The organism is Streptomyces kryoterrae, from assembly GCF_054072135.1.
This window is the reverse complement of sequence record NZ_CM133358.1, coordinates 3078546-3102514: the sequence shown is the minus strand read 5'-3', so window position 1 is coordinate 3102514 and position 23969 is coordinate 3078546. Positions and strand designations below refer to the sequence as shown.

Genomic DNA, 23969 nt, shown 5'->3' with positions numbered 1-23969 from the left:
GCGGACGGGGGACGCGTTCACCAGTGGTGACGGTCGGCCCGTGCCGGAAGATCCAGCACCCTCACCGGCCCGGGCCGGCCGGCCGGGGGCAGTTCGTCCAGCGCCTCCAGCCGAGGGGTTCGTGACGCGGCGGCGGTCCGCAGCAGCCGTATGAGGTCTTCCCCGCTCCAGGGGCGCACCTGGCGACCGCGGTCGCGCGGCACGGCCGCCCGGCCCCAGCGGCAGGCGAGCCCCATCGCGAAGTAGGCGGGAGGTTCGAGCGGCTTCCGCCGCCACAGAACGGCCTCGCCCCGCTCTTCGAGCGCCCGCACCCGCTCGATGTTGCGCAGCGTGAAGTCACCCAGTGCGAGCGGACACAGCGTGATGGCGTGGATGTACAGCCCGGCTGCCTCCAACAGCCGCGCGGCCCTGCGCGGAGTTGAGTAGCTTCCGATGGTGAGCGCGAGATCGCTCCGCAGCGAACGGCAGTGTCCGATGACCGCCGGGAGCAGTCTCAACCCGTCCGTCCCGCCGTCGATGGACGGACGCGGTGCGTTTCGCCGTGCCGGGAGGGGGACATACGGTGGGTTGCTGGTGATGACCAGTGGGCGGGGGAGCGGCTTTGGCGCAGTGGCCATCAACTCCTCGGCGGACAGTACGGAGAAGTCACCGAGGGCGAAGGTGACCCTTGGGTCGGTTCCTCGGGAGGCGTAGCGCTCGGACGCCCATGCGACTGTCTCCGTGCCTCGGTCCACGCCGTGCACCCGTGCACCGGCCCGAGCCACTGCCGCTGCTGCGGCGCCACTGCCCGAGCCGAGGTCAAGCACCCCACATCCCGCTGTGATGAGATCCCGGGTGGCCCAGATTCCGGTCTCCGTATCGGCTGGGTCGAAGAACACCTGTACGGACGGGGGTTTGACGAGATCATCCGCCCGCAGGTGCTCGTAGGCGACGACACGCGAGATGTCGAGCATGGCAACCTCGGTCCGTGAAGGGGTGATCAACCGTGCGGCGCGGTGGTCCATTCCAGGATCGTCATGGCACTGGCCAGTTTCATCGACGCCTGGGTCCACGCCAGTGACCGCAGGCCGTCGAGGACCTGTCCGCTGACCTCCTCACCACGGTGGGCGGGCAGATCGTGCATGAACAACGCACGCGGCCTGCGTCCCAGGAAGGCGTCGTCCACGTGGAAGGGGCGGAACGCCTCACGCCAGGCGGGGTCCGACTTCTGGGTGCCGGTGGTCTGCCAGCGGGTCGTGTAGACGACGTCCACGTCCTTCGGGGCCAGCGCCAGATCGTGAATCTGTTCGACTGTCGCCCCGACCGCCTCGGCGTGCCTGGTCGCGACTCTCAGCTCGCGTTGCGGCACGCCGTATCCGACAGGCGTGGCAAAGGTGACGTGTGCGTCCGGTACGGCGGCGAGGCCGTGGGCTAGGGCCACCGCCGTGTTGTTGCCCTCGCCCACGTAGAGCAGGTTCACCCCGGTGGGATCGCCGAGGACCAGGCGGAGTGTCGCGAGGTCGCACAGGCCCTGGCTGGGATTCTCCTGCGCCGCCATGGCGTTGACCACCGGGAGGTGACCCTGGCGGGACAGCACCCTGAGTTCGTCCAGCGGCCCCGCGGTGCGGGCGACCAGAGCGTCGAGCATCGAACCGAGCACCCGCCCGGTGTCCTCCAGCGCTTCCCCGGTGTTGAGTTGGAGATCGTGCGGACCGAAGGGGACGGCGGTGCCGCCCAGACGGATGGCGCCGACCGTGAAGGCGGTACGGGTGCGCGTGGAGGTCCTGGTGAACAGCACACCGGCGGCCTGGCCCTCCAGCGGGCGGTCGTGGGTGTTCGGGTCGCGGAACAGTTCGACCGACCGCGTGGAGAGGTCCTTGATCAACGCTGGTTCCAGGTCAGCCAGTGAGAAGAGCCCCTGCTCGGGCACCGGACCTGGCCAGGCATGCGGATGGTCGTTGTCCATGTGTTCTGCCCCCCCCGTCGAATAGTCGAATCCGTTTCCCTCACCCCTTGACTGCCCCACCCAGAGCGAACCCCCCACCGACCCGCCGCGCCACCAGCACATACAAGAGAATCACCGGCGTCGAGTAAACAACCGAAAAGGCAGCCAACTGCCCATAAACAACCGTCCCCCGATTCCCGAAGAAGTCATTGATGCTCACGCTCGCCGGCATCTGATCCGGCGTCAGCAGCAGCATGAACGGCACGAAGAAGTTCCCCCACATCACCACGAACGAGAACACCGTCACCACCGCCACGCCCGGCCCCATCAGCGGCAGTACGATCCGGATCAGCGACTGGAACGATGACGCCCCGTCCGTCCACGCGGCCTCCTCCAGCTCCTTCGGGACGCCGTCCATGAAGTTCTTCATCAGCCAGATGGCGAACGGGAGTTGGGATGCCGCGAAGAAGAGGATCGTGCCCTGCATGGTGTCGATCAGGTCCACCTGAACGAACAGTGCGTACACCGGCACCATGATCGCTGTGATCGGCAGGCTGGTCGCGAACAGGATCGTCAGCAGGAACGGGCGGTTGAAGCGAGAGCGGAACCGCGACAGCGGGTACGCCGCCAGCGCCGCGCACACCACCGTCAGCAGGGTCGCGCTCCCGCACAGGATCAGGCTGTTGAGAAGCGGAGTGAAGGTGATGTCCGGGGTCAGCACCGCGTCGAAGTTGTCCAGCGTCAGGCCGTCGGGGGCCTTCACCCGCAGGTCCGCGTGCGGGTCCAGGGACGACAGGACCACCCACGCCAGAGGGAGGACGAAAGCCGCCGCCACCGCCAGCAGACTCGCGTCCGCAGCCAGACGGCGGCTGGTGCGGCGGGAGTTGAGCGTCGTCACCTCACACCTCCGTACGCAGCAGGCGCATGTACAGGACCGAGAACAGCGAGCCCACCACCAGCAACAGCAGGGCCACCGCCGTGCCGTACCCGATCATGCTTTTCTGGAAGGCCTGTTCGTACATGAAGAGAGGCAGCGTCTGGCTTCTGTTCCCCGGGCCGCCCCTCGTCATCACCCAGATCAGCCCGAAGACCGACAGCGTCTGCAGCGTGTTCAGCATCAGGTTCGTGCCGATCGACCGTCGGATCATCGGGAGCGTGATGTGCCACAGGCGGCGCCAGCCGCCCGCGCCGTCCACCTCCGCCGCCTCCGTGATCTCCTTCGGGATCTCGTTCAGCGCGGCCGAGTACACCAGCATCGAGAAGGCTGTTCCCCGCCACACGTTCGCGAACGACACCGCCAGGATCGGCAACGTGAACAGCCAGTTCTGGGACGGGAGATGGAGCCAGTCCAGGATGGCGTTGAGGGTGCCCTCCCTCCGGAAGAAGGCGTACAGCAGGAACCCCGCCACCACCTCCGGCAGTACCCACGCCGTGATCACGATCCCGCCCACCAATGTCCGCACCGGCTTCGACGCGCGCTGCATCAGCGACGCCAGCGCCAGGCCCAGCGTGTTCTGGCCAATGAGGGACGACAGGACCGTGAACACCAGGGTCAGCCATACGGCGTTCAGGAACGCCTCGTCCTTGAACGCCGTACGGAAGTTCTCGAAGCCGATGAACGACGACTCGGCCTGGCCCGTCAACTCAAGGTCGGTGAAGGCGATGTAGGCGCAGTACGCGATCGGGCCGGCGAGGAAGAGGAGAAGCAGGACCACCGCCGGTGTGACCGGAAGCGCCCGCGTCAGCGTTCGGGGAAATGAGCGCATGGTCACGCTCACCGTTTCTCTACGACCTGGTTGTTCGTCGCCGACTTCAGTGCCTCGTCGTACGCGCTCGCCGCCTCCTCCACCGACGCGTCGCCCGTCGTCACGCCCTCCATCGCCTCCTGGATGGCCGTCGAGACCTTCGGGTACGCCGGATACGCCGGGCGGTAGTGCGTGCTCGCGACCAGGTCCGTGAAGAACTTGATGCCGGGCTGGGCGTCCACGTATGCCGGGTCTGCCGCCACGTCTTTGCGGACCGCGATGCCCGAGTTGGCGATGTACCACTTCTGGGCGTTCGCCTTCGTCTGCATCGTCTTGATGAACTCGAAGGCCAGGTCGGGGTTGCCGGCCTTCGCCGGGATCGCCCACGTCCAGCCGCCCGACATGCTCACCTTGCCCGGCGCCTGGCCGTTCTGGGTCGGCATCGCCGCCAGGCCCAGCTTCGTCGACCACTCCGTCCATTCGTGACCGCTGCCCGGCAGCCAGTCCTGGGGGAGCCAGGAGCCGTCGAGGTTGATGCCCAACTTGCCCTGGGGGAGCCACTCGCCGCGGACGCGGGTCGCGACGTTCGGGTCCAGCGCGTCCGACACGTCCGGGCCCAGCTTCTCCTCGTAGACCGTTTCGACGAACGTCAGGGCGTCCTTGAAGGCCTGGCTTCCCGCGATCCACTTCTTCGACGAACCGTCGTACAAGGGGTCACTCGCGGCCGTCGCTCCCGCACCCCCCGTTCCGTACAGCAGCATCTCGAAGCCCTGCATCGTGGCCGCCTCGCCCGCCGCCTTGCCTGTGTAGACGTTCAGAGGCGTGACGTCCGGCACCTTCTCCTTGATCGTGCGGGCCGCGGACAACACCTCCTCCCATGTCTTCGGCTGCCAATCGGCCGACAGGCCCGCCTTCTTGAAGATGCCCTTGTCGAACCACAACCCCCGCGTGTCCGTGCCGTCCGGGACGCCGTACGTCTTGCCGTCCTCGGCCTCGGCCGCCGTCTTCGCCGTGTCGATGAACTGGTTCCAGTCCGGCCACTTGGCGAGGTAGGCGTCCAGCGGCTTCAAGTACCCGCTGGTGATGTCCGAGTTGATGAGGAACGTGTCCTCGTACACCAGGTCTGGGGCCGTCTTGGGGGAGCGGAGCATCTGCTGGACCTTGGTGTAGTACTCCGAGTCCGGGGCCTTGATCGGGACCAACTCGACCTTCTTGCCCGGGTTGGCCTTCTCGAACTGTTTCCTGACGTCCGCGAGGTAGGTGTCCATCACCTTGACGGAGTTGTCGGTCGACTGTTTGAAGGAGATCTTCACGGTGTCCGGATCACTCCCGGAGCCGCCGCCGCACGCCGTCAGTGAACCGGCGGCGATGGTGAGGGTGGCGGCAACGAGCAGGGGGAATGGGGCAGTTGGGCGGGCGGCGGTGGGGCGCACGAGCACGACCTCCTACGGGCTTGAGCCTGTACGGCTGCCCGGCGAACGTAAGAGGAGTGGTCTAGTCAGGTCAATGACCCTGCAGTGACCGGCGACCATTCGCTCAGCAGATACTCAACACAACAGACATCGGAAGGAAGAACCGTGCCGGAGTCACCTGAACCACCGGAATCACCTGAATCGCCGGGGACAGGTGTCGACCTCGGGCAGCTCCTGCTCACCGAGTACTCGGTCCTCAAGGAAGAGCAGAAGACCCGTATCGGATTCCGCGACAACCTCCTCTACGTCACCCTCACCGTCGTCGCCGCCGTCATCGCGGCTGCCGTGCAGGCCAAGCAGCCCGCCATCGTGCTCGCCCTGCCGCCGGTGTGCGTGGTCCTCGGCTGGACCTACCTCGTCAACGACGAGAAGATCTCCGCGATCGGGACGTATGTGAGGGACGAGTTGGGGCCACGTCTCGCCCAACTCGCACAGCTCACCCAACCTGCCCAGGGCGAGGGAGTTTTCGGCTGGGAGCGGGTCCACCGCGCCAACCTGCGTCGGCGTTCCCGCAAGGTCGTTCAGTGCGTCATCGATCTGCTGGCCTTCTGTCTCGTCCCGCTCGCCGGTCTCGGCGTCTACTGGGCGGGAGGTCAGGGCAGCCCCGGTCTGCTCGTGCTCTCCGGCGTCGAGGCAATCAGCGTTGTCGGACTCGCCTCCCAAGTCATCGCCTACGCACGGCCGATGAGGTGAAACGCAATCCAACCCGCTCAACGTCCCTTCGCCCGCTAGCCCTTCACCCACCGGTACTGCAACTCCGGCCGCCCCACCTGCCCGTACTGCGGACTCCGCGCCGCCCGGCCCGCGTCCACCAGGTGTTCCAGGTAGCGCCGGGCCGTGATGCGCGAGATGCCGACCTCCTCGGCGACCCCGGCCGCGGTGAGCCCCTCGGTGCTGGCCCGCAGGGTCACCGTGACCCGTTCCAGGGTGGGAGCGCTGAGGCCCTTGGGGAGGGCGGCGGGGCCCGGTGCGCGCAGGGTGGCCAGCGCGCGGTCGACCTCGTCCTGGCCGCTCGCCTCGCCCGCCGACGCGTGGTACTCGGCGTACCGCACCAGACGGTCCCGGAGGGTCGCGAAGGTGAACGGCTTCAGGACGTACTGCACGACCCCCAGCGAGACCCCCTCCCGGACCACCGCCAGGTCCCGCGCCGACGTCACCGCTATCACGTCCGCGTGGTAGCCGGCCGCCCGCAGCGAGCGGGCCAGCTGGAGCCCGTGTCCGTCCGGGAGATGGAAGTCGAGAAGGAGCAGGTCGACGGGCGTACGGTCCAGCGCGCGCCGCGCCTCCGCGCCCGTGTGCGCCTTGCCCACGGCCGTGAACCCGGGCACCCGGCCCACGTACATGACGTGTGCGTCGGCGGCGACCGGGTCGTCCTCCACGACGAGAACGCGGATGGGGTCGGTCGTCGTGTCCCTGCGCATCGTGTCTCTCGGGTCGGTCATACGTCGCCTCCTGGCAAGGCGGGCTCAGTGTGCTCGGCGGGCTCAGCGATCTCAGCGGTATCAGCAGCTGACCTGGTAGTGGTGGACCTGACGGGAGTGTGAGGCCCCGAAGCGTTCGTTGCCGGAACCACCACGGGCGCCGCAACCTTGGGCAACGGCAGCCGTACCTCGAACTCCGCCCCGCCGCACGCCGCCTCGGCCACCGTCAGCGTCCCGTCGTGCCGCGCCACCGCCTGCCGTACGAGTGCCAGGCCGAGGCCCCGACCGCCCGGTCCCGCCGGCTTCGTCGTGAAGCCCCGCTGGAACACCGCCTCCGCGTGGGCCGGGTCGACGCCGGCGCCCGTGTCCGACACCCGCAGCACCAGCAGGGAGTCCTCCGTCAGGGCCGTCACCGTCACCCGGGACGCGCCCATGCCGCCCTCCACGCTTCCCTGGGCCGCGTCCACCGCGTTGTCGATGAGGTTCCCCAGGATGGTGACCAGGTCGCGGGCGGGGAGCGTGTCGGGGAGGAGGCCGTCGTCGAGGCTGCTGTCCTCCGAGACGACCAGCTCCACGCCCCGCTCGTTCGCCTGAGCCGTCTTGCCGAGCAGCAGGGCGGCCAGCACCGGTTCGCTGACCGCCGCGACGACCTGGTCGGTGAGCGCCTGGGCCAGTTCCAGTTCGGCCGTCGCGAAGTCCACGGCCTCCGCCGCCCGGCCCAGCTCGATCAGGGAGACGACGGTGTGGAGGCGGTTCGCCGCCTCGTGCGCCTGCGAGCGCAGCGCCTGCGTGAAGCCGCGCTCGGAGTCCAACTCGCCCATCAGGGACTGGAGTTCCGTCACATCGCGCAAGGTGACGACCGTGCCCCGGCGCTCACCGCTCGACACCGGGGAGGTGTTGACGACCAGAACCCGGTCGGCGGTCAGATGCACCTCGTCGACGCGAGGCTCGGCCGACAGCAGCGCACCCGTCAGCGGCGCCGGCAGCCCCAGCTCGGCCACGGACCGGCCGACGACCTCACCCTTGTCCCTGCCCTCGCCGTTACTCTCGCTCTCGCCCTCGTCAAGGACGCCCAGCAGCTCACGCCCGCCGTCGTTCATCAGCGCCACCTTGTACTGCCCGTCCAGCATCAGCAGCCCCTCGCGTACGGCGTGCAGGGCGGCCTGGTGGTAGTCGTGCATACGGCTCAGCTCGGCCGCGTTCATCCCGTGCGTGTGGCGGCGCAGGCGCGCGTTGATGACGTACGTGCCGATCGCGCCCAGCGCCAGCGCGCCCGCCGCGACCCCGAACAGTGCCGTGACCTGGTCCTGGACCCGGGCGGTGATCTCCTCGACCCGGATACCCGCGCTGACCAGCCCGATGATCTCGCTGTCGGCACCGCCGGCGCGGATCGGGGTGACCGCGCGTACGGACGGGCCGAGCGTGCCGGAGAAGACCTCAGTGAACGACTCGCCGCGCAGCGCGCGCTCCCGGTGCCCGAGGAAACGCTGCCCGATCTGCGCCTTGTCGGGATGGGTCCAGCGGATGCCCTCGGGGTTCATGATCGTGATGAAGTCGACGTCCGTGTGGTGCTGCACCTGGAGGGCGTACGGCTGGAGCAGCGTCGTCGGCTCGGGAGCGGTGAGGATCGCCTCTCGCACCGAGGGGGCGTCCGCGACGGAACGGGCGACGGCCATCGCCTGGCGGCCCGCCGCGTCCTCGGCCTGACTGCGGTCGCTGAGGTAGGTGAACAGCGCACATCCAGCCACCACGACCGCGATCAGCACGGCCTGCATCGCGAACAGCTGGGCGGCCAGACTGCGGGGTCCGGGGACGCGGGGAAAGCGCATGGGGTCAGTCTGCCTCTCCTTATAAGTGTGAACTAAATGAACGGAAGGGTGACCGCCCTCACAGGCCGAGGGATAGTCACGGCATCGCAGGGACGCGATTCACGGGCCTTGGCCTGTTTTCGGTCGCCGCCCGCGACCCCGAAGCACCATCGCATCCCCAGCACAACTTTCTCCCCATCCCCCGGACGTGAGCCGCACGCCGGTGATGCCGACGACGACGTCAAGGAGGGCAGCCGTGGCCACCTCATCCTCAACGGCACCTGCCGCACCCGCCGCCAAGCGGGACGGTACCCACTACCTCTACATCGCGGTCATCGCCGCGGTGGCAGCCGGTATCGCCGTGGGCCTGATCGCCCCGGACTTCGCGGTCGAGCTGAAGCCGATCGGTACCGGCTTCGTGAACCTGATCAAGATGATGATCTCGCCGATCATCTTCTGCACGATCGTGCTCGGAATCGGTTCGGTACGGAAGGCCGCGAAGGTCGGCAAGGTCGGCGGTATCGCGCTCGGCTACTTCGTGCTCATGTCGTTCGTCGCGCTGGGCATCGGCCTGGTCGTCGGCAACATCATCGAGCCGGGCACCGGCCTCGCGCTGACCGACGCCGTCAAGGAGACCGGCCAGGCGCAGGTCGTGGCCGAGGCCAAGGACACCACGGAGTTCCTGCTCGGGATCATCCCGTTGACGTTCGTCTCCGCCTTCACCGGCGGCGAGGTCCTCCAGACGCTGCTCGTCGCCCTCCTCGCCGGGTTCGCCCTGCAGGCCATGGGCTCGGCCGGCCAGCCGATCATGCGCGGTGTGGAGCACATCCAGCGCCTGGTCTTCCGCATCCTCGGCATGGTGATGTGGGCCGCGCCCGTCGGTGCGTTCGGTGCCATGGCCGCGGTGACGGGGTCCGCCGGGGTCGACGCGCTCAAGCAGCTCGCCATCCTGATGCTCTCCTTCTACCTCACCTGTTTCCTCTTCGTCTTCGTGGTGCTCGGCGCGCTGCTGAAGATCTTCACGGGCCTCAACGTCTTCTCGCTCTTCAAGTACCTGGGCCGTGAGTTCCTGCTGATCCTCTCGACCTCCTCCTCCGAGTCCGCGCTGCCGCGCCTCATCGCGAAGATGGAACACCTGGGCGTCAGCAAGCCCGTGGTCGGCATCACCGTCCCGACCGGCTACTCGTTCAACCTCGACGGCACCATGATCTACATGACCATGGCGTCCCTGTTCATCGCCGACGCCATGGGTACGCCGATGTCGGTCAGCGAGCAGATCCCGCTGCTGCTCTTCCTGCTCGTCGCCTCGAAGGGCGCGGCGGGTGTCACCGGCGCCGGTCTCGCGACCCTGGCCGGCGGTCTCTCCTCGCACAAGCCCGCCCTGGTGGACGGCCTCGGCCTGATCGTCGGCATCGACCGCTTCATGAGCGAGGCCCGCGCCCTCACGAACTTCGCGGGCAACGCGGTCGCCACGGTCCTGATCGGCACCTGGACCAACGAGATCGACAAGGAGCGCGTCGCGGAGGTCCTCGCCGGCCGGCACCCGTTCGACGAGAAGACGCTCATCGACGAGAACGACGGCTTCCACCCGGAATCCGATGCCGCGGACGTCCCCGAGCAGGGCGGCGAGAAGGAACTCGCCAAGGCCTGATCCAAGGCCTGATCCAAGGCCTGACCCCCGGTCCGGTCTCGCGCGGTCCCGGTCCGGTCCCGCGCGGTCCGGTCCGGTCCCGTCCGGTCCCGTGCGGTCCGTCCAGTTCAGTCCGGTCAAGCGCGTTCAGTGCGATCCGGCCCGAACCCGCCGACTCCGGGCGGCTGAGGTGCTCCCCCGTCCCTCAGCCGCCCGGGCACAGGACCCCCGGCGGGCCGGAACAACAGTCGGATCCCCCAAAACCCCGGGCGGCCCGGACACTCCCCGGTAGTCCGGCCACCCGGCCTGGGCGCCCCGGCAGGTCCGCCGTAGCCCCAGGACCTCGAAAAACGCCGAGCGGCCAGGCATTCCCCCGAAGCCTGGCCGCTCGGCTATTTCCATGCCCGGTACGACAGTTCACCGGCCCGACAGTCCGCCCGTACGACAGTCCGCCCGTACGGCGCTCAGCCGACGCGTCGCTCAGCCGACACATCGCTCAACTCGGCCACCAGCGCGGTGGCCCGGGAGCCGGACACGCCCGCCGTGGTCAGCAGGGTGACCGCGGCGGAGGGACCCGCTTCCTCCGCTGCCAGGAGCCCGTCGTTCACCGCCTCCATCAGCGCGAACAGCATCTGCTCGTGCACGTACGCCAGTGCCGGCGCGGGCAGGGGTGAGGTGAACATGCCCTCCTCCAGGCCCCGCCGGAGCACCTCGATACACGCCTCGCGGACCGGGGTGAACCGGTCACGGATGCCCTGCACGGTAACGCTGCGCTGGGCGAGCCCCACGAGGATGCGGTAGCGGTCGGCGACCCGCCAGACCGCGAGCGTGGACCGGGCGACGCACTCCGCCGGATCCTCGGCGGCGCCCGCGATCCCCTCGGCGTGCGCGGCGGCCACCGCCTCGACGGCGCCGTCGAGCAGCGTGCTGATCAGCGCCTCCCGGTTGGGGAAATGCCCGTACACCGTTCGTCGTACGACACCCGCGGCGCGCGCGATCTGGTCCATCGTGGCGTCGGGGTCGCGCAACAGCTCGGCGAGCGCGACGTCGAGTATGCGGCGGCGATTCACGTCGGCGCGGCTGGTGGTACCCGTGGTCATGGCTGACATTGTGCCTTCCCTTCCTTCTATTTGCACACCACTGTGCATCGGGGTATGTTGCACATTATTGTGCAACTGCACGCCACTGTGCAAAATGATCAACCGTCAGCCATCAACCATCAGCCAGTGATCACCAGCCAGTAAGGAAGGCGACCCCGTGGCCATGCGATTCGTCAGGACGGAACCAGTCGAGGGGATGACCCACCCCTACGCCCGGCGCTGGTGGGCGCTCCTCGTGCTCTGTCTGAGCCTGCTGATCATCGTGATGGCGAACACCGCCCTCACCGTCGCCGCCCCCGACATGACCCAGGACCTGGGCCTGTCCAGCGCGGACCTCCAGTGGGTCATAGACGGCTACACCGTCCCGTACGCGGCTCTGATGCTGCTGCTCGGTGCGATCGGCGACAAGTACAGCCGGCGCGGGGCGCTCGTCCTCGGCCTGGTCGTCTTCGGTGCCGGGTCGGTCGCGGGCTCGCTGGTCGGCTCGGCCGCCGGGGTCATCGCGGCTCGTGCCGTCATGGGCGTGGGTGCGGCGCTGATCATGCCCGCGACGCTCTCGCTCCTCGCCGCGACCTTCCCACGCGCCGAACGCGCCAAGGCGATCACCCTGTGGACCGCCACCGCAGGCCTCGCCATCGCGGCCGGCCCGCTGGTCGCGGGCGCACTTCTGGAGAGCCACGGCTGGGCCTCGACGTTCCTGATCAACGTGCCGATCGCCGCGCTCGCGATCATCGGCGCCCTCGTCCTCGTACCGCCGTCCAAGGCGGGCCACCACGACCGGATCGACTACGTCGGCGGGCTGCTGTCCGTGGTGTGGATCGGTGCGCTGGTCTACATGATCATCGAGGGGCCGCACTTCGGCTGGGGCGTCAAGGCGATCACGGCGGCGGTCGCGGCAGGCCTGGGCCTCGTCCTCTTCGTCGGGTGGGAGCTGCGCCACCCGCGCCCGGTCCTCGACGTACGCCGCTTCACGCAGCGCCGGTTCGCGGGCTCGAACCTCGCGGTCGCCCTGTTCTTCCTCGCTGTCTTCGGCGCGTTCTACTACCTCACCCAGCACCTCCAGTTCGTGCTCGGCTACGACGCCCTGGACACCGGCCTGCGCATGCTGCCGCTGGCCGGCGCGGTCTTCGTCGGCTCGGGCCTCACCGGCTACTTCACCCCGCGTGTCGGCATGAAGGTCACGGTCACGGCGGGCATGGTCGGCGGTACAACGGCCCTCGCGCTGCTCTCGCAGGTGGACTCCGGTTCGTCGTACGGGACCTTCGTCGCCCCTCTCGTCGTCCTCGGCCTCGCGATCGGCCTCGCGCTCTCCCCGTGCACCGACGCGATCATGGGGGCGTTCCCCGAGGCCGAACTGGGCGTCGGCGGCGCGGTGAACGACACCTCGCTGGAACTGGGCGGCTCACTCGGCATCGCGATCCTCGGCTCACTGCTCTCCACGTCGTACGCCTCCCACCTCACCGGCGCGACGAACGGCAGCAAGCTGCCGGCGGGCGCGCTGAGTTCGGCCCAGGACTCGGTCGGCGCGGGCTACCAGGTGGCCCAGACGATCGGCGCACAGGCCCAGCAGCTCGGGGCGCAGGCGTCGCGGGCGGCGAGCGCGGGGAAGGCCGAGCAGGCGGCGGAGTTGAAGGCGCAGGCGACTCAACTCGCCCAGGGGGCACGGCAGATGGCGGACGCGGTCGGCTCGTCCTTCTCGGACGCGGTGGCCCACACCAGCCTGATCGGGGCGGTGATCCTGGGAGTGGGGACGGTACTGGTCGCCGTCCTGCTGCCGGGGAAGGGGAGCGAAGGCGGTCGTACGGAGGACACGGAGCCTGAAGCGGACGTACCCGCCGAGTCCGCCGGGTCCGCCGGGTCCGCCGGGTCCGCCGAGACGTCCGAGGCATCCGAGGCGTCTGAGACGTCCGAGTCGTCCTCGGTCACGTCCCGCGCGGTGGTGTAAGCGATCATGGGCTCACCGTCCGGTACCCGGCTCGCGAAGATCTCTCCGCCGGCCGCGGTACGCGAAGCGGCCCGGTCGGGCGCCGGGAGTGCCCCCAACCGGTCGAACTACCCGACGTGACCTGCGAGTTCCGGCCTGCTGATCGGCTACACCCTTCGGCGGGACGCCATCTCGTCATCCTCGTCCGAGCTCACGCGTACGGGTCGGTGATCTCCCTCAACAGCGTGAGTGCCTCGCGGAGTTGAGTCATCCGGCGCTTGCCGATATGGGCCTCCCACTCCGCCTCCACCTCGGCCACCACCCTCGCGGCGACGGGCTGCGCGGCCCGCGCCCGCTCCGCGAGACACACCAGCCGGGCCCGTCTGTCGGACGGGTCCGGCTCCCGTGTCACATAGCCGGCCTTCTCCAGCTGGTCGACCAGGAATCCCGCGGTCTGCTTGGTGATCTGGGCCTGCTCGGCGAGTTCGGTGAGCCGGGTGCCGTCCGGGCCGACACGCTGGAGCACACGGGCCTGGGCGGGCGTGAAGTCGTCGAAACCGGACTCGGCGAGCACGGCGAAGATGCGGTTCTCCAGGGCCCGGTACGGGAGGAAGAGGAGCAGCCCGGTACTGAGCTCACTCTCGGGCGAGGCGGGCGAGGCGGCCATGGTCGACACTTCCCTCCGACTTGACTTCAGTCAGTGACGCTGACTAATTTGGTCAGAGAAGCTTACCACTTGAGTCGGCGGTGATCCCCATGGGTGTCGTGCTGGAGACGGACGAACGCTGGCAGGTGGTCGATGCCGAGCGGGCGAGCCTGGCGGAGCTGCTGGCAGGGCTGAACGCTGCGGAGTGGAAGCGGCCCACCCAGTGCGGCGACTGGCGGGTACGGGATGTGGCCGCGCATCTGACCATCGCGGCACGCCTGTCGTACGGAACGGTGGCACGGGAATTCGTCCGCGCCCGGGGGAACGTCGACCGGATGATCCACGACACGGCGGTCCAGGAGGCGCGGCTGCCGGTCGAGGAGATCGTCGCCAACCTGCGCGCGACGATCGGTTCCCGTCGGCTGGCGCCCGGCACGACCCGCCGCGAACCCCTGATCGACATCCTCGTCCACGGCCAGGACATCGCACGCGCGCTGGGCAGGGAGCGCGTAATGCCTCCGGCGGCGGCACGAGATGCGGCAGACCGGGTGTGGACGATGCGGTTTCCGCCGCGCCCGTGGCCGTTGCCGGACGCGCGGCTGGTCGCCACGGACATCGAGTGGACCCGGGGCGAGAAGGGCAGGGAGATCAGCGGCCCGATCTCGGAGCTGCTGCTTCTGCTTACGGGGCGGGGGCAGGCCCCCTTCAGCCCGTCTGGGGGTCCCCCTCTGGGGGAGTTCGAGGACGAGGCCCGTTCAGGGCCGAAGCGGGGGTCCGGGGGCGCAGCCCCCGACGGGTAGGGGCGGCGGGGCGAGGATCTCAGAGCCTGAGGTCGGCCACGAGGCGGAACCGTTCCAGTACCGCCGGGGTCGCGTCGTCCACGGTGAACCCCGGGTCCCCCAGCGCCGCCCGCATCCCCGCGCTGTGCCAGAACCGCTCGTGACCGGCCCGCCACGCGGCCACGTCGGGGTAGCCCTCGCCCTCGTCGAGCGCGTGCGCGAGATCCACCTCGGCCAGCGGAACGACCCGTACGCCCGTGACCTCGATGATCCCGACCGGCCGGTCCTCGGAGTCGACGACCACCGAGCGGCTCCCGACCTCCGGCAGAGCCTCACCCTCGTGCTCGTAGTCGACGACGAGCCCGGTCGTGGACGTCTTCGAACCGTCGAGGATCGCGGCGACGAGCTGGTCGCGCAGCGGGCCGGGAAAGGCGAACTCGGCCTTGGGAAGCCCCTCGGGCGTCGGAGGGTTCGCGGGCTGCGGCTGCTGCTCGGGGGTCGTCATGAGGTCCTCAGCGTCTCGGCGACAGCTCGGGGCAGCCACTCCTGGACATGGCCGAAGGCGAACCCGAGCCCGGTGGCCCGGGAGTTGTCCATGGCGTACGAGCGGGAGAAGGAGAACGGGGAGACCTTGCCGACGTCGACGTTCTGGAAGACGGTCCGGCCGTTCGGGATGTGCCCTGCCACGGCCGCGCACAACTCCTCGGTGGTCAGCAGGCCGTGGGAGGCGGCGTTGACCGGCCCGGTGAAGTTCTCGCCCACCGTCCAGAACAGGAAGTCGGCGATCTCCTCGACATGGATGTAGGTCGCGGGCCGGTTCTCGGTCGGTACGGCGATCGGACTGCCGGTACGGATGCGCTGGGCGTAGTGGTCGAGCCGGCCGGTGAAGTCGTCGTCCCCGCCCAGGACATGGGCCACGCGCACGGCGGTGTGCGGAAACCCCGTACCGCCGGCCGCGGTGGCGCCGGAATCACCGGCGTCTCCCGCGTCATCGATGTCGAAGGCGTCGTCGGCCGCGAAGACCGCCTCGGCCTGGCGCTTGCCCTCGCCGTAGTGCGTCTCACGGAACTCCGGCTTGTGCCACGGGAGTTCGAGCCGGACAGGGACGGTACGCGCATCGACGGCGTCCTCGCGCACGGGGACGACGGTGTCCTCGTAGACGAGGGAGTCCTCGTACTCGTACACCTCGACCGTGGACGTCATCACATAGCGGCGGGTACGGGCGCCGGCGAAGACGCGCCGGGCGATCGCCGCCTGCTGGGGCGTGTAGCAGACCTGGTCGACGACGACGTCGAAGGCACGGTCGCCGAGAGCGGAATTCAGGGCGGGCTCGTCGTCCCGGTCGGCGACCAGGTGAATTGCCCCGGCGGGCGGTGAAGCGGTACCCCGGTTGAGAACGGTGACCCGGTCTCCGGCGGCGATGAGCCGGCTGATGAGCCGTTTTCCGAAATAGCGATTACCGCCGATGACCAATACGTCACGCATGACGTCCCCTCCCCGTTGTGGACCTTGTGATCATAATTCTCCTGGCGCACAGTGGAGTTCTGAAGGGAGAGTCATGGGACATCCGGCCGGTCTACCGAAAGAACCACGGCGGTCGCGAGCCGGCGCCAACGAAACGTCGGTGGCCTTCGACAGGCTGGACCGCCAGATCCTGGAGCTCCTCCAGACCGACGGCCGGATCAAACCGAGCGAGCTGGGCAGGCGCGGGCGGCGGCCCGGCGGCGGTCACGGAGCGCGTACGCGGGCTGGAGTCGGCGGGCGCGGTCAACGGGATCGGCGCCCGTGACGCCCCCTCGTGCCTGGACTACGGCATCCAGGCCGTGATCCGGGCCGACCCGCACGGCGGCTACACCCTCAAGCACCCCCGGACCCTGGAGCTCCTCGCCCGTCCCGAGATCACGGAGGCCCACCACGTGGTCGGCGAGGACTGCCGGATCCTCAGGGTGGCCGTGGAGAACACCGTCCACCTGGAGGACGTCCTCGAACAGGCGTCGGCGCTGGGCCGGACGACGACGTCGATCGTCCTGTCGTCCCCGGAGGAGGGGAAGCCGCTGCTGCCCCCGGGGTGAGCCGGCCGAGCTTGCCTTGACGTCGGGGTCAAGGACTACGTTCGTACGTATGCGAATCGGCATGCGAATCGGCGAGCTGGCGGCGCGGGCCGGGACCACCACACGGACCCTGCGGTACTACGAGTCGCGGGGGCTGCTGCCCGCGCGGCGCACGGACAACGGCTACCGCGCCTACGACGAGGACGACCTGAAGCTGCTCCGGCAGATCCGGACGCTCCAGGACTTCGGGTTCGACCTGGAGGAGACGCGGCCCTTCGTGGACTGTCTGCGGGCGGGGCACCCGGAGGGCGACTCCTGCCCCGCGTCACTGGCCGTCTACCGCCGCAAGCTGGGCGAACTCGACGAGCTGATCGGCGAGTTGCGGTCGGTACGGGCGAAGGTCGGTGAACAGCTGACGCGTGCCGAGCGGGCGCGTGACGCCTTGGCGGCCGAGGCGACGGTTCCGGGCGGTCCGGAACCGGCATGCGAGTGGGGAGGGTGAACGCGATGATCAAGGCAGCGGGCGTGGCCGAGGTGACGGACGCGGACTTCGAGGCAGAGGTGATCGGGGCGGATCTGCCGGTCCTGGTGGAGTTCACGGCCGACTGGTGCCCACCGTGCCGTCAGATGGCCCCGGTCCTGAGCGCCCTCGCGGCGGAGGAGTCCGCCCGTCTGAAGGTGGTCCAGCTCGACGTGGACACCAACCCCCTGACGACCAACGCCTACCGGGTCCTGTCGATGCCGACCTTCATGGTGTTCCGGGGCGGCGAGCCGGTGCGGTCGATGGTGGGTGCCCGGCCGAAAAGGCGGTTGCTGGAGGAGCTGTCCGACGTACTCTGACGCACTCCGAGCCGTAGACCCGCCGGCCCGTGGACGAAGAAAGAAATCCCCCGAGCGATTGCGCTCGGGGGATTTCTTTGCGTATATTCAATGGTTCGCGACTTTGCTGTAATTGAGCCGCGAAAAGTTCAATGAGCAGAGTATATCCGAGCGGGAGCGGAATTGTCAAACAGGGGCGCAAACACGGAATCAACTCGCGATGAATTGCTGAGTGAGCAGGAATTCGTCGACGGGCTCTACACCCGCGTCGACGCCCTGCGCGGCGACACCGAGCACTCCGTCACGGACGCGCTCGCGCAGGGCAGTACGCCGATGCAGGCCCGGCTCGAACGGGACGTGCTCGTCGCCGAGCGGTCCGGGCTGCTCGCCGCGCTGAACGCCGTCGACGGGTCGCTCTGCTTCGGGCGGATCGATCTCACCTCCGGTGTCACGTACCACATCGGCCGTATCGGACTGCGCGCCGACGACGCCGAGCGCACCCCGATGCTCATCGACTGGCGGGCCGAGGTCGCCCGGCCCTTCTATCTCGCCACCGGGCACACCACGATGGGGCTGCGCCGGCGTCGGCACATCAGCACGGACGGGCGACACGTCACCGGGCTGCACGACGAGATCCTCGACCTCGGTGACGAGACACGCACCGGCTACGAGGACCCCTCCGGCGATGCCGTACTGCTCGCCGCGCTCGACTCCGCCCGCACCGGCCGGATGAACGACATCGTGCAGACCATCCAGGCCGAGCAGGACGAGATCATCCGTGCCCCGCACCGGGGTGTGCTGGTGGTGGAGGGCGGGCCCGGCACCGGCAAGACCGCCGTCGCGCTCCACCGGGCCGCCTATCTGCTCTACGAACACCGCGAACTCCTCGCCAAGCGGGCCGTGTTGATCGTCGGCCCCAACCCCGCCTTCCTCGGCTACATCGGTGAGGTGCTGCCCTCGCTCGGTGAGACCGGGGTGCTGCTGGCGACCGTCGGCGAGCTGTTCCCGGGTGTGAAGGCCACCGCCGCCGACACGGCCGAAGCCGCTGTGGTCAAGGGGCGGGCCGGGATGGCCGACGTGCTGGCGGCCGTCGTACGGGACCGGCAGGGGCTGCCGGACCCCGTCATCGCCATCGAGCACGACCGGGACATCCTCATGCTCGACGCCGGGCTCGTGAACATGGCGCGGGAGCGCACGCGCGAGGCGAAGCTGCCGCACAACGTGGCGCGCGAACACTTCGAGGGGCACATCCTCAACACGCTGACCGAGATGGTCGCGGAGCGGATCGGCACCGACCCCTACGACGGCAGCAACCTCCTCGACCCCAGCGACATCACCCAGATCCGCGACGACCTTGCCGAGAACCGTGAAGTCTGGGACGCCATCGACCGGTTGTGGCCCCGCGTCACCCCGCGGCGACTGGTCGCGGATTTCCTCGCCGCACCTGAGGAGTACGTGTCGGAGGCCGACGCGGACGCCATCCGACGGCCCGTCACCCGGGCCTGGACGAAGGCCGACGTACCGCTGCTCGACGAGGCGGCGGAGCTGCTCGGCGAGGACGACCGGGTGGCCCGGGCGCGGGCCGAGCGCGAGCGCAGCAGCCAAGTCGCCTACGCCCAGGGCGTGCTGGACGTTTCGTACGCCTCCCGCACGTACGAGTTCGAGGACCTGGAGGCGGAGGACTCCGAGATCCTTTCCGCGCACGACATCATCGACGCGGAGCGGTTCGCCGAGCGGCACGAGGAGGACGACCTGCGCAGCGCCGCCGAACGGGCGGCGGCCGACCGTACCTGGGCGTTCGGGCACATCATCGTCGACGAGGCGCAGGAGCTGTCGCCGATGGCGTGGCGGCTCCTCATGCGGCGCAGCCCGACCCGGTCGATGACCCTGGTCGGGGATCCCGCGCAGACCGCCGAGCCGGGTGGCGTCGGGTCCTGGGAGGACATCCTCGCGCCGTACGTCCCCGGCCGCTGGGAGCATGCCCGACTGGGCGTCAACTACCGGACGCCGGCCGAGATCATGGAGGTGGCGGCGGCCGTGGTGCGGGCGGAGCGGCCGGACTTCGAGCCGCCCGCATCCGTACGGTCGACCGGGGTACGGCCGTGGGCGCGGGCAGTGGGCGAGGGTGAGGAACTGGCCGCGGTCGTGGAGAAGGCCGTCGGTGAGTTGACGCCCGTCGAGGGACGGCTCGCCGTGATCGCACCGCGCGAGCTGCACGGGGAGTTGGCGGCGCGGCTGGACGGTGTGGAAGCGGGAGCGGAGCCGGACCTGACACGGGATGTCGTGCTGCTCGATCCCCGGCAGGCCAAGGGGCTGGAATTCGACTCCGTGCTGGTGGTGGAACCCGGGGCGTTCGGTACGAGCGATCTGTACGTGGCACTGACCCGGGCGACCCAGCGCGTGGGCGTGCTGCACCAGGGGGAGCTGCCGGTGGCGTTGGCCGCTCTCGGGACCTGAGGGGGCCGGGTACATCCACGGAACACGTGCACCAAGAGTCACCAAGACGTAACAGTTCGCGCCATGGTCACTGCACGTGTACGGCCGGTGCGGTATGCGTGTGCGTATGGAAGCCCATCCGTTCGCGACCGCACCCGCCGACAGCCCGGCGCTCGGGTCGTTGCCCGTGGAACCACTGTTGACGTCGGAGTTCGACGCCGACCCGGGCGGGGTCTACGCGCGACTTCGGCGCACCTACGGACCCGTGGCGCCGGTGGGGCTGATGGGGGTCCCGGTGTGGCTGGTTCTCGACTACCGCGAGGTGCTGGAGGTACTGCGGAACGAGAGTGTGTGGCGGCGGGACGTGCGGTACTGGCGGGCCCGGGCGCAGGGCCGGCTGCCACCGGACTGGCCCCTGCTCGCGGGCTACGAGGTGCGGCAGACGATGTTCATGGACGACGAGGAGCATCTCGCCGCCCGGCACACCCACCATGCGGCGCTGCGGCCGTTCCAGGACGGACGGACCCCGCAGGGCTGGGAGTTGCGGGCGACGGTCGCGCGGTACGCCGACGAGCTGATCGGGATGCTGGCGGCCGAGTCGGGCACGGTGGGGTTCGTCGACCTCGGGGCGCAGTACACGCGGCCGTTGCTGCTGATGGTCACCACGAAGCTGTTCGGGTGCCCCGTCGAGCTCGGGGACGAGCTGGTCATGGACCTGTGGCGGATGCTGGACGGTGGGCCGGACGCGGGCCCGGCCACAGGGCGGGCGCTGGCCGCCATGACGCGGCTGGCCGCGCACCGGCGGGCGCGGCCCGGGGACGACCTGACGTCGTACATGCTGCTGGCCGACCCCGAGCTGTCGGACGAGCAGTTGGGGCGTGAGCTGTTCATGAACGCGGTGTACCTGAACGACATCACCGGGAACATGGTGCTGAACACGCTGTTGGAGGTGTTGCGCGGGAACGCGACGGTGCGGCGCAGCCTGTCGGCCGGGCAGCTCGGGGAGACCGTGAACCGGGCGGCGCTGGTGAATCCGCCGGTGGCCAACATGTGCTTCCGGTTCGCGGCGCGGGATGTGGCGTTGGGGAACTTCTGGATCCGAGGCGGGGACATCGTCTCGCCGTCGGCCGCGGCGGCGCACGGGGACCTGATGGCGATCGGGGCGTCTCATCTGGTCGGGGCGGCGGTCAGTACGCGGGCACATCTGGGGTGGGGGGCCGGGCCGCATCAGTGTCCCAGTGCGGCCCGGGAGCTGGGCGGGATGATCGTGAGTACGGCGGTGGGGCGGATCTTCGAGCACCTGGCGAAGGCCGAACTGACGTTGCCGGCGGATCAGTTGCCGTGGCGTTCGGGGCCGGTGGTGCGGGGGTTGCGGTTGCTGCCTGTTCGGTACGAGTTGAGTGGGCGTGGGGTGGACGGCGGTGTCGGTGTCGGTCTCGGTGCCGGGGAGTGGCGAGGGGATGCGGGTGGCGTGGCGGGGGCGGCCGGCGGGGACGGGCAGGTGAAGGGGGTGTTGGGGGCGTTGCGGAGGTTGATGTTCGGGGGGCGGTGAGACGGGGTGCGCGGCGGGGGTGTTTCGCCCCCGCCGCCCCTACCCGTCCCTCCCCCCAGAGGGGGGACCCCCAGACGGGCTGAAATGGCGCCGGTACAGGTGGGAAACTCCGTCTACGCCGGGCGCAGCCACACCGTCGCCAGTGGTGGCAGGGTGACGCGGATGCTGGCCGAGCGGCCGTGCCAGGGCTGGGGGTCCGGTTTTACGGGGTCCGGGTTGTGGATGTCGGCGCCGCCGTAGCGGGACGCGTCCGTGTTCAGGGTCTCGTGCCAGGCGGGGACCGTGTCCGGGACGCCGATGCGGTACTCGCCTCGGACGACCGGGGAGAAGTTGCTGATCGACAGAAGGGGGGCGCCCTCCGCGTCGTGGCGGACGAAGGCGAAGACGTTGTCCTCCGCCGCGTCCCCGACCAGCCACTCGAAGCCCGCCGGGCTCGTGTCCAACTGCCAGAGGGCCGGGGTCTCCCGGTACACCGTGTTCAGATCGCGGACCAGGTCCCGTACGCCCCGGTGGTCGGCCTCCGCGCCGTAGGCGGGGTCGAGCAGCCACCAGTCGGGGCCATGGGCCTCCGACCACTCCGCGCCCTGTGCGAACTCCTGCCCCATGAAGAGGAGTTGCTTGCCGGGGTGCGACCACATGAACGCCAGGTACGCCCGCTCGGTGGCCCGTTGCTGCCACCAGTCGCCCGGCATCTTCGACACCAGCGAGCCCTTGCCGTGGACGACCTCGTCATGGGAGATCGGCAGGACGTAGTTCTCGCTGTACGCGTACACCATGGAGAACGTCATCTCGTGGTGGTGGTGCTTGCGGTGGACCGGGTCGTGCTGGACATAGCCGAGCGAGTCGTGCATCCAGCCCATGTTCCACTTCAGCCCGAAGCCCAGGCCGCCGAAACCGCCGGGGCCGATGTGGTGCGTGGCCCGGGTGACGCCGTCCCACGCCGTCGACTCCTCGGCGATCGTCACGACCCCCGGGACCCGCCGGTACACGGTGGCGTTCATCTCCTGGAGGAAGGCGACCGCGTCCAGGTTCTCCCGGCCCCCGTGCTCGTTCGGCACCCACTGGCCGGGCTCACGCGAGTAGTCGAGGTAGAGCATCGAGGCGACCGCGTCGACCCGCAGGCCGTCGATGTGGAACTCCTCGCACCAGTAAACGGCGTTCGCCACAAGGAAGTTGCGCACCTCCCGCCTGCCGAAGTCGAACTCCAGGGTGCCCCAGTCGGGGTGGGCGGAGCGCAGCGGGTCCTCGTGCTCGTACAGCGGGCGGCCGTCGAACTCGGCCAACGCCCAGTCGTCGCGCGGGAAGTGGGCCGGGACCCAGTCCATCAGTACGCCGATGCCGGCGCGGTGCAGCGCGTCCACCAGGTACTTGAAGTCGTCCGGGGTGCCCAGCCGGGCCGTGGGCGCGTAGAACCCGGTGACCTGGTAGCCCCATGAGCCACCGAAGGGGTGCTCCGCCACCGGCATCAGCTCCACGTGCGTGAAGCCCAGGTCCCGTACGTAGGCGGGGAGTTGCTCCGCCAGTTGACGGTACGTCAGGCCCGGGCGCCAGGAAGCCAGATGGAGCTCGTAGATCGACATCGGAGCCTCGTGCGCCGGGGCCTCCGCCCGCCGCGCCAGCCACTCCGCGTCCTCCCACTCGTAGCGTGAACTGTGCACGATGGACGACGTGTTGGGCGGGATCTCGGTCCGGCGGGCCATCGGGTCCGCGCGCTGTGTCCTTGAGCCGTCCGGGCGCGTGATCTCGAACTTGTACAGCTCACCCTCGCCGACGCCCGGCACGAACAGTTCCCACACCCCGGTGCCGCCCAGCGACCGCATCGGATACGCCGTACCGTCCCAGAAGTTGAAGCCCCCGGTCACCCGTACCCCGCGCGCGTTCGGCGCCCAGACGGCGAAGCGGGTGCCGGTGACGCCCTGGTGGGTCATCGGCTCGGAGCCCAGCGCCTTCCACAGCTCCTCGTGCCGGCCCTCGCCGATGAGATGCAGGTCCAGGTCGCCCAGCGCGGGCAGCAGCCGATACGCGTCCTCGGTCTCCTGCACCTGCTCCTCGTACGCGATGACCAGCCGGTACTCCGGGACGCCCCGCAGGGGCAGCGCACCCGAGAAGAACCCGTCGCCGTCGTCGTGCAGCTCGGCCCGCAGATCCCCGGCCACGACGGTCACGGATCGGGCATACGGCCGCAGCACCCGGAAGGCGACCCCACCCGGCAGCGGATGCGCGCCCAGGACGGAGTGCGGGTCGTGGTGCGTGCCGGCCAGCAGCCGCGCGCGGTCGGCGGCGTCCAGCGCGGGGGAGGGGGGCAGAACGGTCTCCTCCGGACCGGCCTCGACCACCGGTTCCGAGGCGGGTTTCCCTGCCACGGGCGCGGTGACCGGAGTCGGTTCCGGCGCGGTGACCGGAATCGTTTCCGGTGTGGTCTGCGGCGCGGTCACCGGAGCCGGTTCCGGTGTCGTCTCCGACACGGTCACCGGTGTCGTTTCCGGCGTCACTTCCGGCGTCTTCTCCCGCTTGCTCTTCAACTTCTTCTCCAACTCCTTCGCTGCCTCCTTCGCCGCTTGCTTCGCCGCCTGCTTTGCCGCTTTCTTCCCGGGGTCCTTCTTCGCGGACGTCTTCTTCTTCGGGTGCTTCGAGCCGCTGGACGGGGAGTGCGGGGTCACGG

At 69.5% G+C, this 23969-nt stretch carries 20 protein-coding genes and 1 pseudogene; 9 read left to right on the top strand and 12 right to left on the bottom strand.

Annotation, left to right across the window (positions count from 1 at the left end; translation table 11 throughout):
• Nucleotides 1–17: 17 nt before the first annotated feature.
• The 5 genes from ACW4TU_RS12965 to ACW4TU_RS12945 are packed head-to-tail and all read right to left on the bottom strand — an operon-like array spanning nucleotide 18 to nucleotide 5108.
• A complete protein-coding gene (locus ACW4TU_RS12965) occupies nucleotides 18–1004 on the bottom strand; it encodes a methyltransferase domain-containing protein (protein ID WP_457427728.1) in 987 nt (328 codons plus the stop codon).
• Nucleotides 980–1945: an ornithine carbamoyltransferase gene (locus ACW4TU_RS12960; RefSeq protein ID WP_457427726.1), complete on the bottom strand. Its 966-nt coding sequence runs from the start codon at nucleotides 1943–1945 to the stop codon at nucleotides 980–982. Before ACW4TU_RS12960 ends, ACW4TU_RS12965 begins: the two co-directional genes overlap by 25 nt.
• A gap of 40 nt (nucleotides 1946–1985) precedes the next feature.
• On the bottom strand, nucleotides 1986–2822 hold the full coding sequence (locus ACW4TU_RS12955; RefSeq protein WP_457427724.1) for a carbohydrate ABC transporter permease: 837 nt from the start codon (nucleotides 2820–2822) through the stop codon (nucleotides 1986–1988).
• A gap of 1 nt (nucleotide 2823) precedes the next feature.
• On the bottom strand, nucleotides 2824–3690 hold the full coding sequence (locus ACW4TU_RS12950; protein ID WP_457427722.1) for a carbohydrate ABC transporter permease: 867 nt from the start codon (nucleotides 3688–3690) through the stop codon (nucleotides 2824–2826).
• Between the two features lie 8 nt (nucleotides 3691–3698).
• Nucleotides 3699–5108 carry an extracellular solute-binding protein gene (locus tag ACW4TU_RS12945; protein ID WP_457427720.1) on the bottom strand — a complete coding sequence of 470 codons (1410 nt, stop codon included), beginning with the start codon at nucleotides 5106–5108 and terminating at the stop codon, nucleotides 3699–3701.
• A gap of 138 nt (nucleotides 5109–5246) precedes the next feature.
• Here ACW4TU_RS12945 and ACW4TU_RS12940 point away from each other — a divergent pair, with 138 nt between their 5' ends.
• Nucleotides 5247–5834 (top strand): hypothetical protein, encoded by a 588-nt coding sequence (locus ACW4TU_RS12940; RefSeq protein WP_457427718.1) that lies wholly within the window; start codon nucleotides 5247–5249, stop codon nucleotides 5832–5834.
• A gap of 35 nt (nucleotides 5835–5869) precedes the next feature.
• Here the strand turns inward: ACW4TU_RS12940 and ACW4TU_RS12935 are convergent, their stop codons facing one another.
• Together ACW4TU_RS12935 and ACW4TU_RS12930 are read right to left on the bottom strand one after the other, a co-directional pair.
• The gene (locus tag ACW4TU_RS12935; protein ID WP_457427716.1) at nucleotides 5870–6583 is read right to left on the bottom strand and encodes a response regulator; all 714 of its coding nucleotides are present in this window, start codon (nucleotides 6581–6583) and stop codon (nucleotides 5870–5872) included.
• Nucleotides 6580–8391, bottom strand: coding sequence for a sensor histidine kinase (locus tag ACW4TU_RS12930; protein ID WP_457427714.1), 1812 nt, complete (start codon nucleotides 8389–8391; stop codon nucleotides 6580–6582). Before ACW4TU_RS12930 ends, ACW4TU_RS12935 begins: the two co-directional genes overlap by 4 nt.
• Nucleotides 8392–8596: 205 nt before the next feature.
• Here ACW4TU_RS12930 and ACW4TU_RS12925 point away from each other — a divergent pair, with 205 nt between their 5' ends.
• Nucleotides 8597–10021 (top strand): cation:dicarboxylate symporter family transporter, encoded by a 1425-nt coding sequence (locus ACW4TU_RS12925; protein ID WP_457430069.1) that lies wholly within the window; start codon nucleotides 8597–8599, stop codon nucleotides 10019–10021.
• Between the two features lie 443 nt (nucleotides 10022–10464).
• Here the strand turns inward: ACW4TU_RS12925 and ACW4TU_RS12920 are convergent, their stop codons facing one another.
• Complete coding sequence (locus ACW4TU_RS12920; RefSeq protein WP_457427712.1) at nucleotides 10465–11109, bottom strand: TetR/AcrR family transcriptional regulator; 645 nt, start codon at nucleotides 11107–11109, stop codon at nucleotides 10465–10467.
• A 154-nt stretch (nucleotides 11110–11263) separates the two neighbouring features.
• Here ACW4TU_RS12920 and ACW4TU_RS12915 point away from each other — a divergent pair, with 154 nt between their 5' ends.
• Entirely contained in the window at nucleotides 11264–13045 is a 1782-nt protein-coding gene (locus ACW4TU_RS12915; RefSeq protein ID WP_457430068.1) for an MFS transporter, read from the top strand.
• Nucleotides 13046–13235: 190 nt separating this feature from the next.
• Here the strand turns inward: ACW4TU_RS12915 and ACW4TU_RS12910 are convergent, their stop codons facing one another.
• The gene (locus tag ACW4TU_RS12910; RefSeq protein WP_457427710.1) at nucleotides 13236–13691 is read right to left on the bottom strand and encodes a MarR family winged helix-turn-helix transcriptional regulator; all 456 of its coding nucleotides are present in this window, start codon (nucleotides 13689–13691) and stop codon (nucleotides 13236–13238) included.
• Between the two features lie 89 nt (nucleotides 13692–13780).
• Here ACW4TU_RS12910 and ACW4TU_RS12905 point away from each other — a divergent pair, with 89 nt between their 5' ends.
• On the top strand, nucleotides 13781–14470 hold the full coding sequence (locus ACW4TU_RS12905) for a maleylpyruvate isomerase family mycothiol-dependent enzyme (RefSeq protein WP_457427708.1): 690 nt from the start codon (nucleotides 13781–13783) through the stop codon (nucleotides 14468–14470).
• Nucleotides 14471–14489: 19 nt separating this feature from the next.
• Here ACW4TU_RS12905 and ACW4TU_RS12900 read toward each other — a convergent pair whose 3' ends face one another.
• Together ACW4TU_RS12900 and ACW4TU_RS12895 are read right to left on the bottom strand one after the other, a co-directional pair.
• Entirely contained in the window at nucleotides 14490–14954 is a 465-nt protein-coding gene (locus tag ACW4TU_RS12900; protein ID WP_457427706.1) for an ASCH domain-containing protein, read from the bottom strand.
• Nucleotides 14951–15934 carry an NAD-dependent epimerase/dehydratase family protein gene (locus tag ACW4TU_RS12895; RefSeq protein WP_457427704.1) on the bottom strand — a complete coding sequence of 328 codons (984 nt, stop codon included), beginning with the start codon at nucleotides 15932–15934 and terminating at the stop codon, nucleotides 14951–14953. The genes ACW4TU_RS12900 and ACW4TU_RS12895 overlap by 4 nt, the downstream gene beginning before the upstream one ends.
• Before the next feature lie 139 nt (nucleotides 15935–16073).
• Here ACW4TU_RS12895 and ACW4TU_RS12890 point away from each other — a divergent pair.
• The 5 genes and pseudogenes from ACW4TU_RS12890 (at nucleotide 16074) to ACW4TU_RS12870 (ending at nucleotide 21307) form a co-directional block, all read left to right on the top strand.
• Nucleotides 16074–16521, top strand: a pseudogene (locus ACW4TU_RS12890) (Lrp/AsnC family transcriptional regulator).
• Nucleotides 16522–16582: 61 nt separating this feature from the next.
• The gene (locus tag ACW4TU_RS12885; RefSeq protein WP_457430066.1) at nucleotides 16583–17002 is read left to right on the top strand and encodes a MerR family transcriptional regulator; all 420 of its coding nucleotides are present in this window, start codon (nucleotides 16583–16585) and stop codon (nucleotides 17000–17002) included.
• Between the two features lie 5 nt (nucleotides 17003–17007).
• The gene (locus tag ACW4TU_RS12880; protein ID WP_457427702.1) at nucleotides 17008–17340 is read left to right on the top strand and encodes a thioredoxin family protein; all 333 of its coding nucleotides are present in this window, start codon (nucleotides 17008–17010) and stop codon (nucleotides 17338–17340) included.
• A gap of 204 nt (nucleotides 17341–17544) precedes the next feature.
• A complete protein-coding gene (locus ACW4TU_RS12875; RefSeq protein ID WP_457427700.1) occupies nucleotides 17545–19776 on the top strand; it encodes a HelD family protein in 2232 nt (743 codons plus the stop codon).
• A 106-nt stretch (nucleotides 19777–19882) separates the two neighbouring features.
• On the top strand, nucleotides 19883–21307 hold the full coding sequence (locus tag ACW4TU_RS12870) for a cytochrome P450 family protein (RefSeq protein WP_457427699.1): 1425 nt from the start codon (nucleotides 19883–19885) through the stop codon (nucleotides 21305–21307).
• 113 nt (nucleotides 21308–21420) lie between these two features.
• Here ACW4TU_RS12870 and glgB read toward each other — a convergent pair whose 3' ends face one another.
• Nucleotides 21421–23967 carry a 1,4-alpha-glucan branching enzyme gene (gene glgB / locus ACW4TU_RS12865; protein ID WP_457427697.1) on the bottom strand — a complete coding sequence of 849 codons (2547 nt, stop codon included), beginning with the start codon at nucleotides 23965–23967 and terminating at the stop codon, nucleotides 21421–21423.
• Nucleotides 23968–23969 lie beyond the last annotated feature (2 nt).

What these genes read in the sequence shown, in the direction of transcription:
- ACW4TU_RS12870 (WP_457427699.1), top strand. Translation starts at nt 19,883, where the DNA reads ATGGAAGCCCATCCGTTCGCGACCGCACCCGCCGACAGCCCGGCGCTC.
- ACW4TU_RS12960 (WP_457427726.1), bottom strand. Translation starts at nt 1,945, where the DNA reads ATGGACAACGACCATCCGCATGCCTGGCCAGGTCCGGTGCCCGAGCAG.
- ACW4TU_RS12935 (WP_457427716.1), bottom strand. Translation starts at nt 6,583, where the DNA reads ATGACCGACCCGAGAGACACGATGCGCAGGGACACGACGACCGACCCC.
- ACW4TU_RS12905 (WP_457427708.1), top strand. Translation starts at nt 13,781, where the DNA reads ATGGGTGTCGTGCTGGAGACGGACGAACGCTGGCAGGTGGTCGATGCC.
- ACW4TU_RS12885 (WP_457430066.1), top strand. Translation starts at nt 16,583, where the DNA reads ATGCGAATCGGCGAGCTGGCGGCGCGGGCCGGGACCACCACACGGACC.
- ACW4TU_RS12950 (WP_457427722.1), bottom strand. Translation starts at nt 3,690, where the DNA reads ATGCGCTCATTTCCCCGAACGCTGACGCGGGCGCTTCCGGTCACACCG.
- ACW4TU_RS12930 (WP_457427714.1), bottom strand. Translation starts at nt 8,391, where the DNA reads ATGCGCTTTCCCCGCGTCCCCGGACCCCGCAGTCTGGCCGCCCAGCTG.
- ACW4TU_RS12895 (WP_457427704.1), bottom strand. Translation starts at nt 15,934, where the DNA reads ATGCGTGACGTATTGGTCATCGGCGGTAATCGCTATTTCGGAAAACGG.
- ACW4TU_RS12965 (WP_457427728.1), bottom strand. Translation starts at nt 1,004, where the DNA reads ATGGACCACCGCGCCGCACGGTTGATCACCCCTTCACGGACCGAGGTT.
- ACW4TU_RS12920 (WP_457427712.1), bottom strand. Translation starts at nt 11,109, where the DNA reads ATGTCAGCCATGACCACGGGTACCACCAGCCGCGCCGACGTGAATCGC.
- ACW4TU_RS12915 (WP_457430068.1), top strand. Translation starts at nt 11,264, where the DNA reads ATGCGATTCGTCAGGACGGAACCAGTCGAGGGGATGACCCACCCCTAC.
- ACW4TU_RS12925 (WP_457430069.1), top strand. Translation starts at nt 8,597, where the DNA reads ATGCCGACGACGACGTCAAGGAGGGCAGCCGTGGCCACCTCATCCTCA.
- ACW4TU_RS12910 (WP_457427710.1), bottom strand. Translation starts at nt 13,691, where the DNA reads ATGGCCGCCTCGCCCGCCTCGCCCGAGAGTGAGCTCAGTACCGGGCTG.
- ACW4TU_RS12900 (WP_457427706.1), bottom strand. Translation starts at nt 14,954, where the DNA reads ATGACGACCCCCGAGCAGCAGCCGCAGCCCGCGAACCCTCCGACGCCC.
- ACW4TU_RS12880 (WP_457427702.1), top strand. Translation starts at nt 17,008, where the DNA reads ATGATCAAGGCAGCGGGCGTGGCCGAGGTGACGGACGCGGACTTCGAG.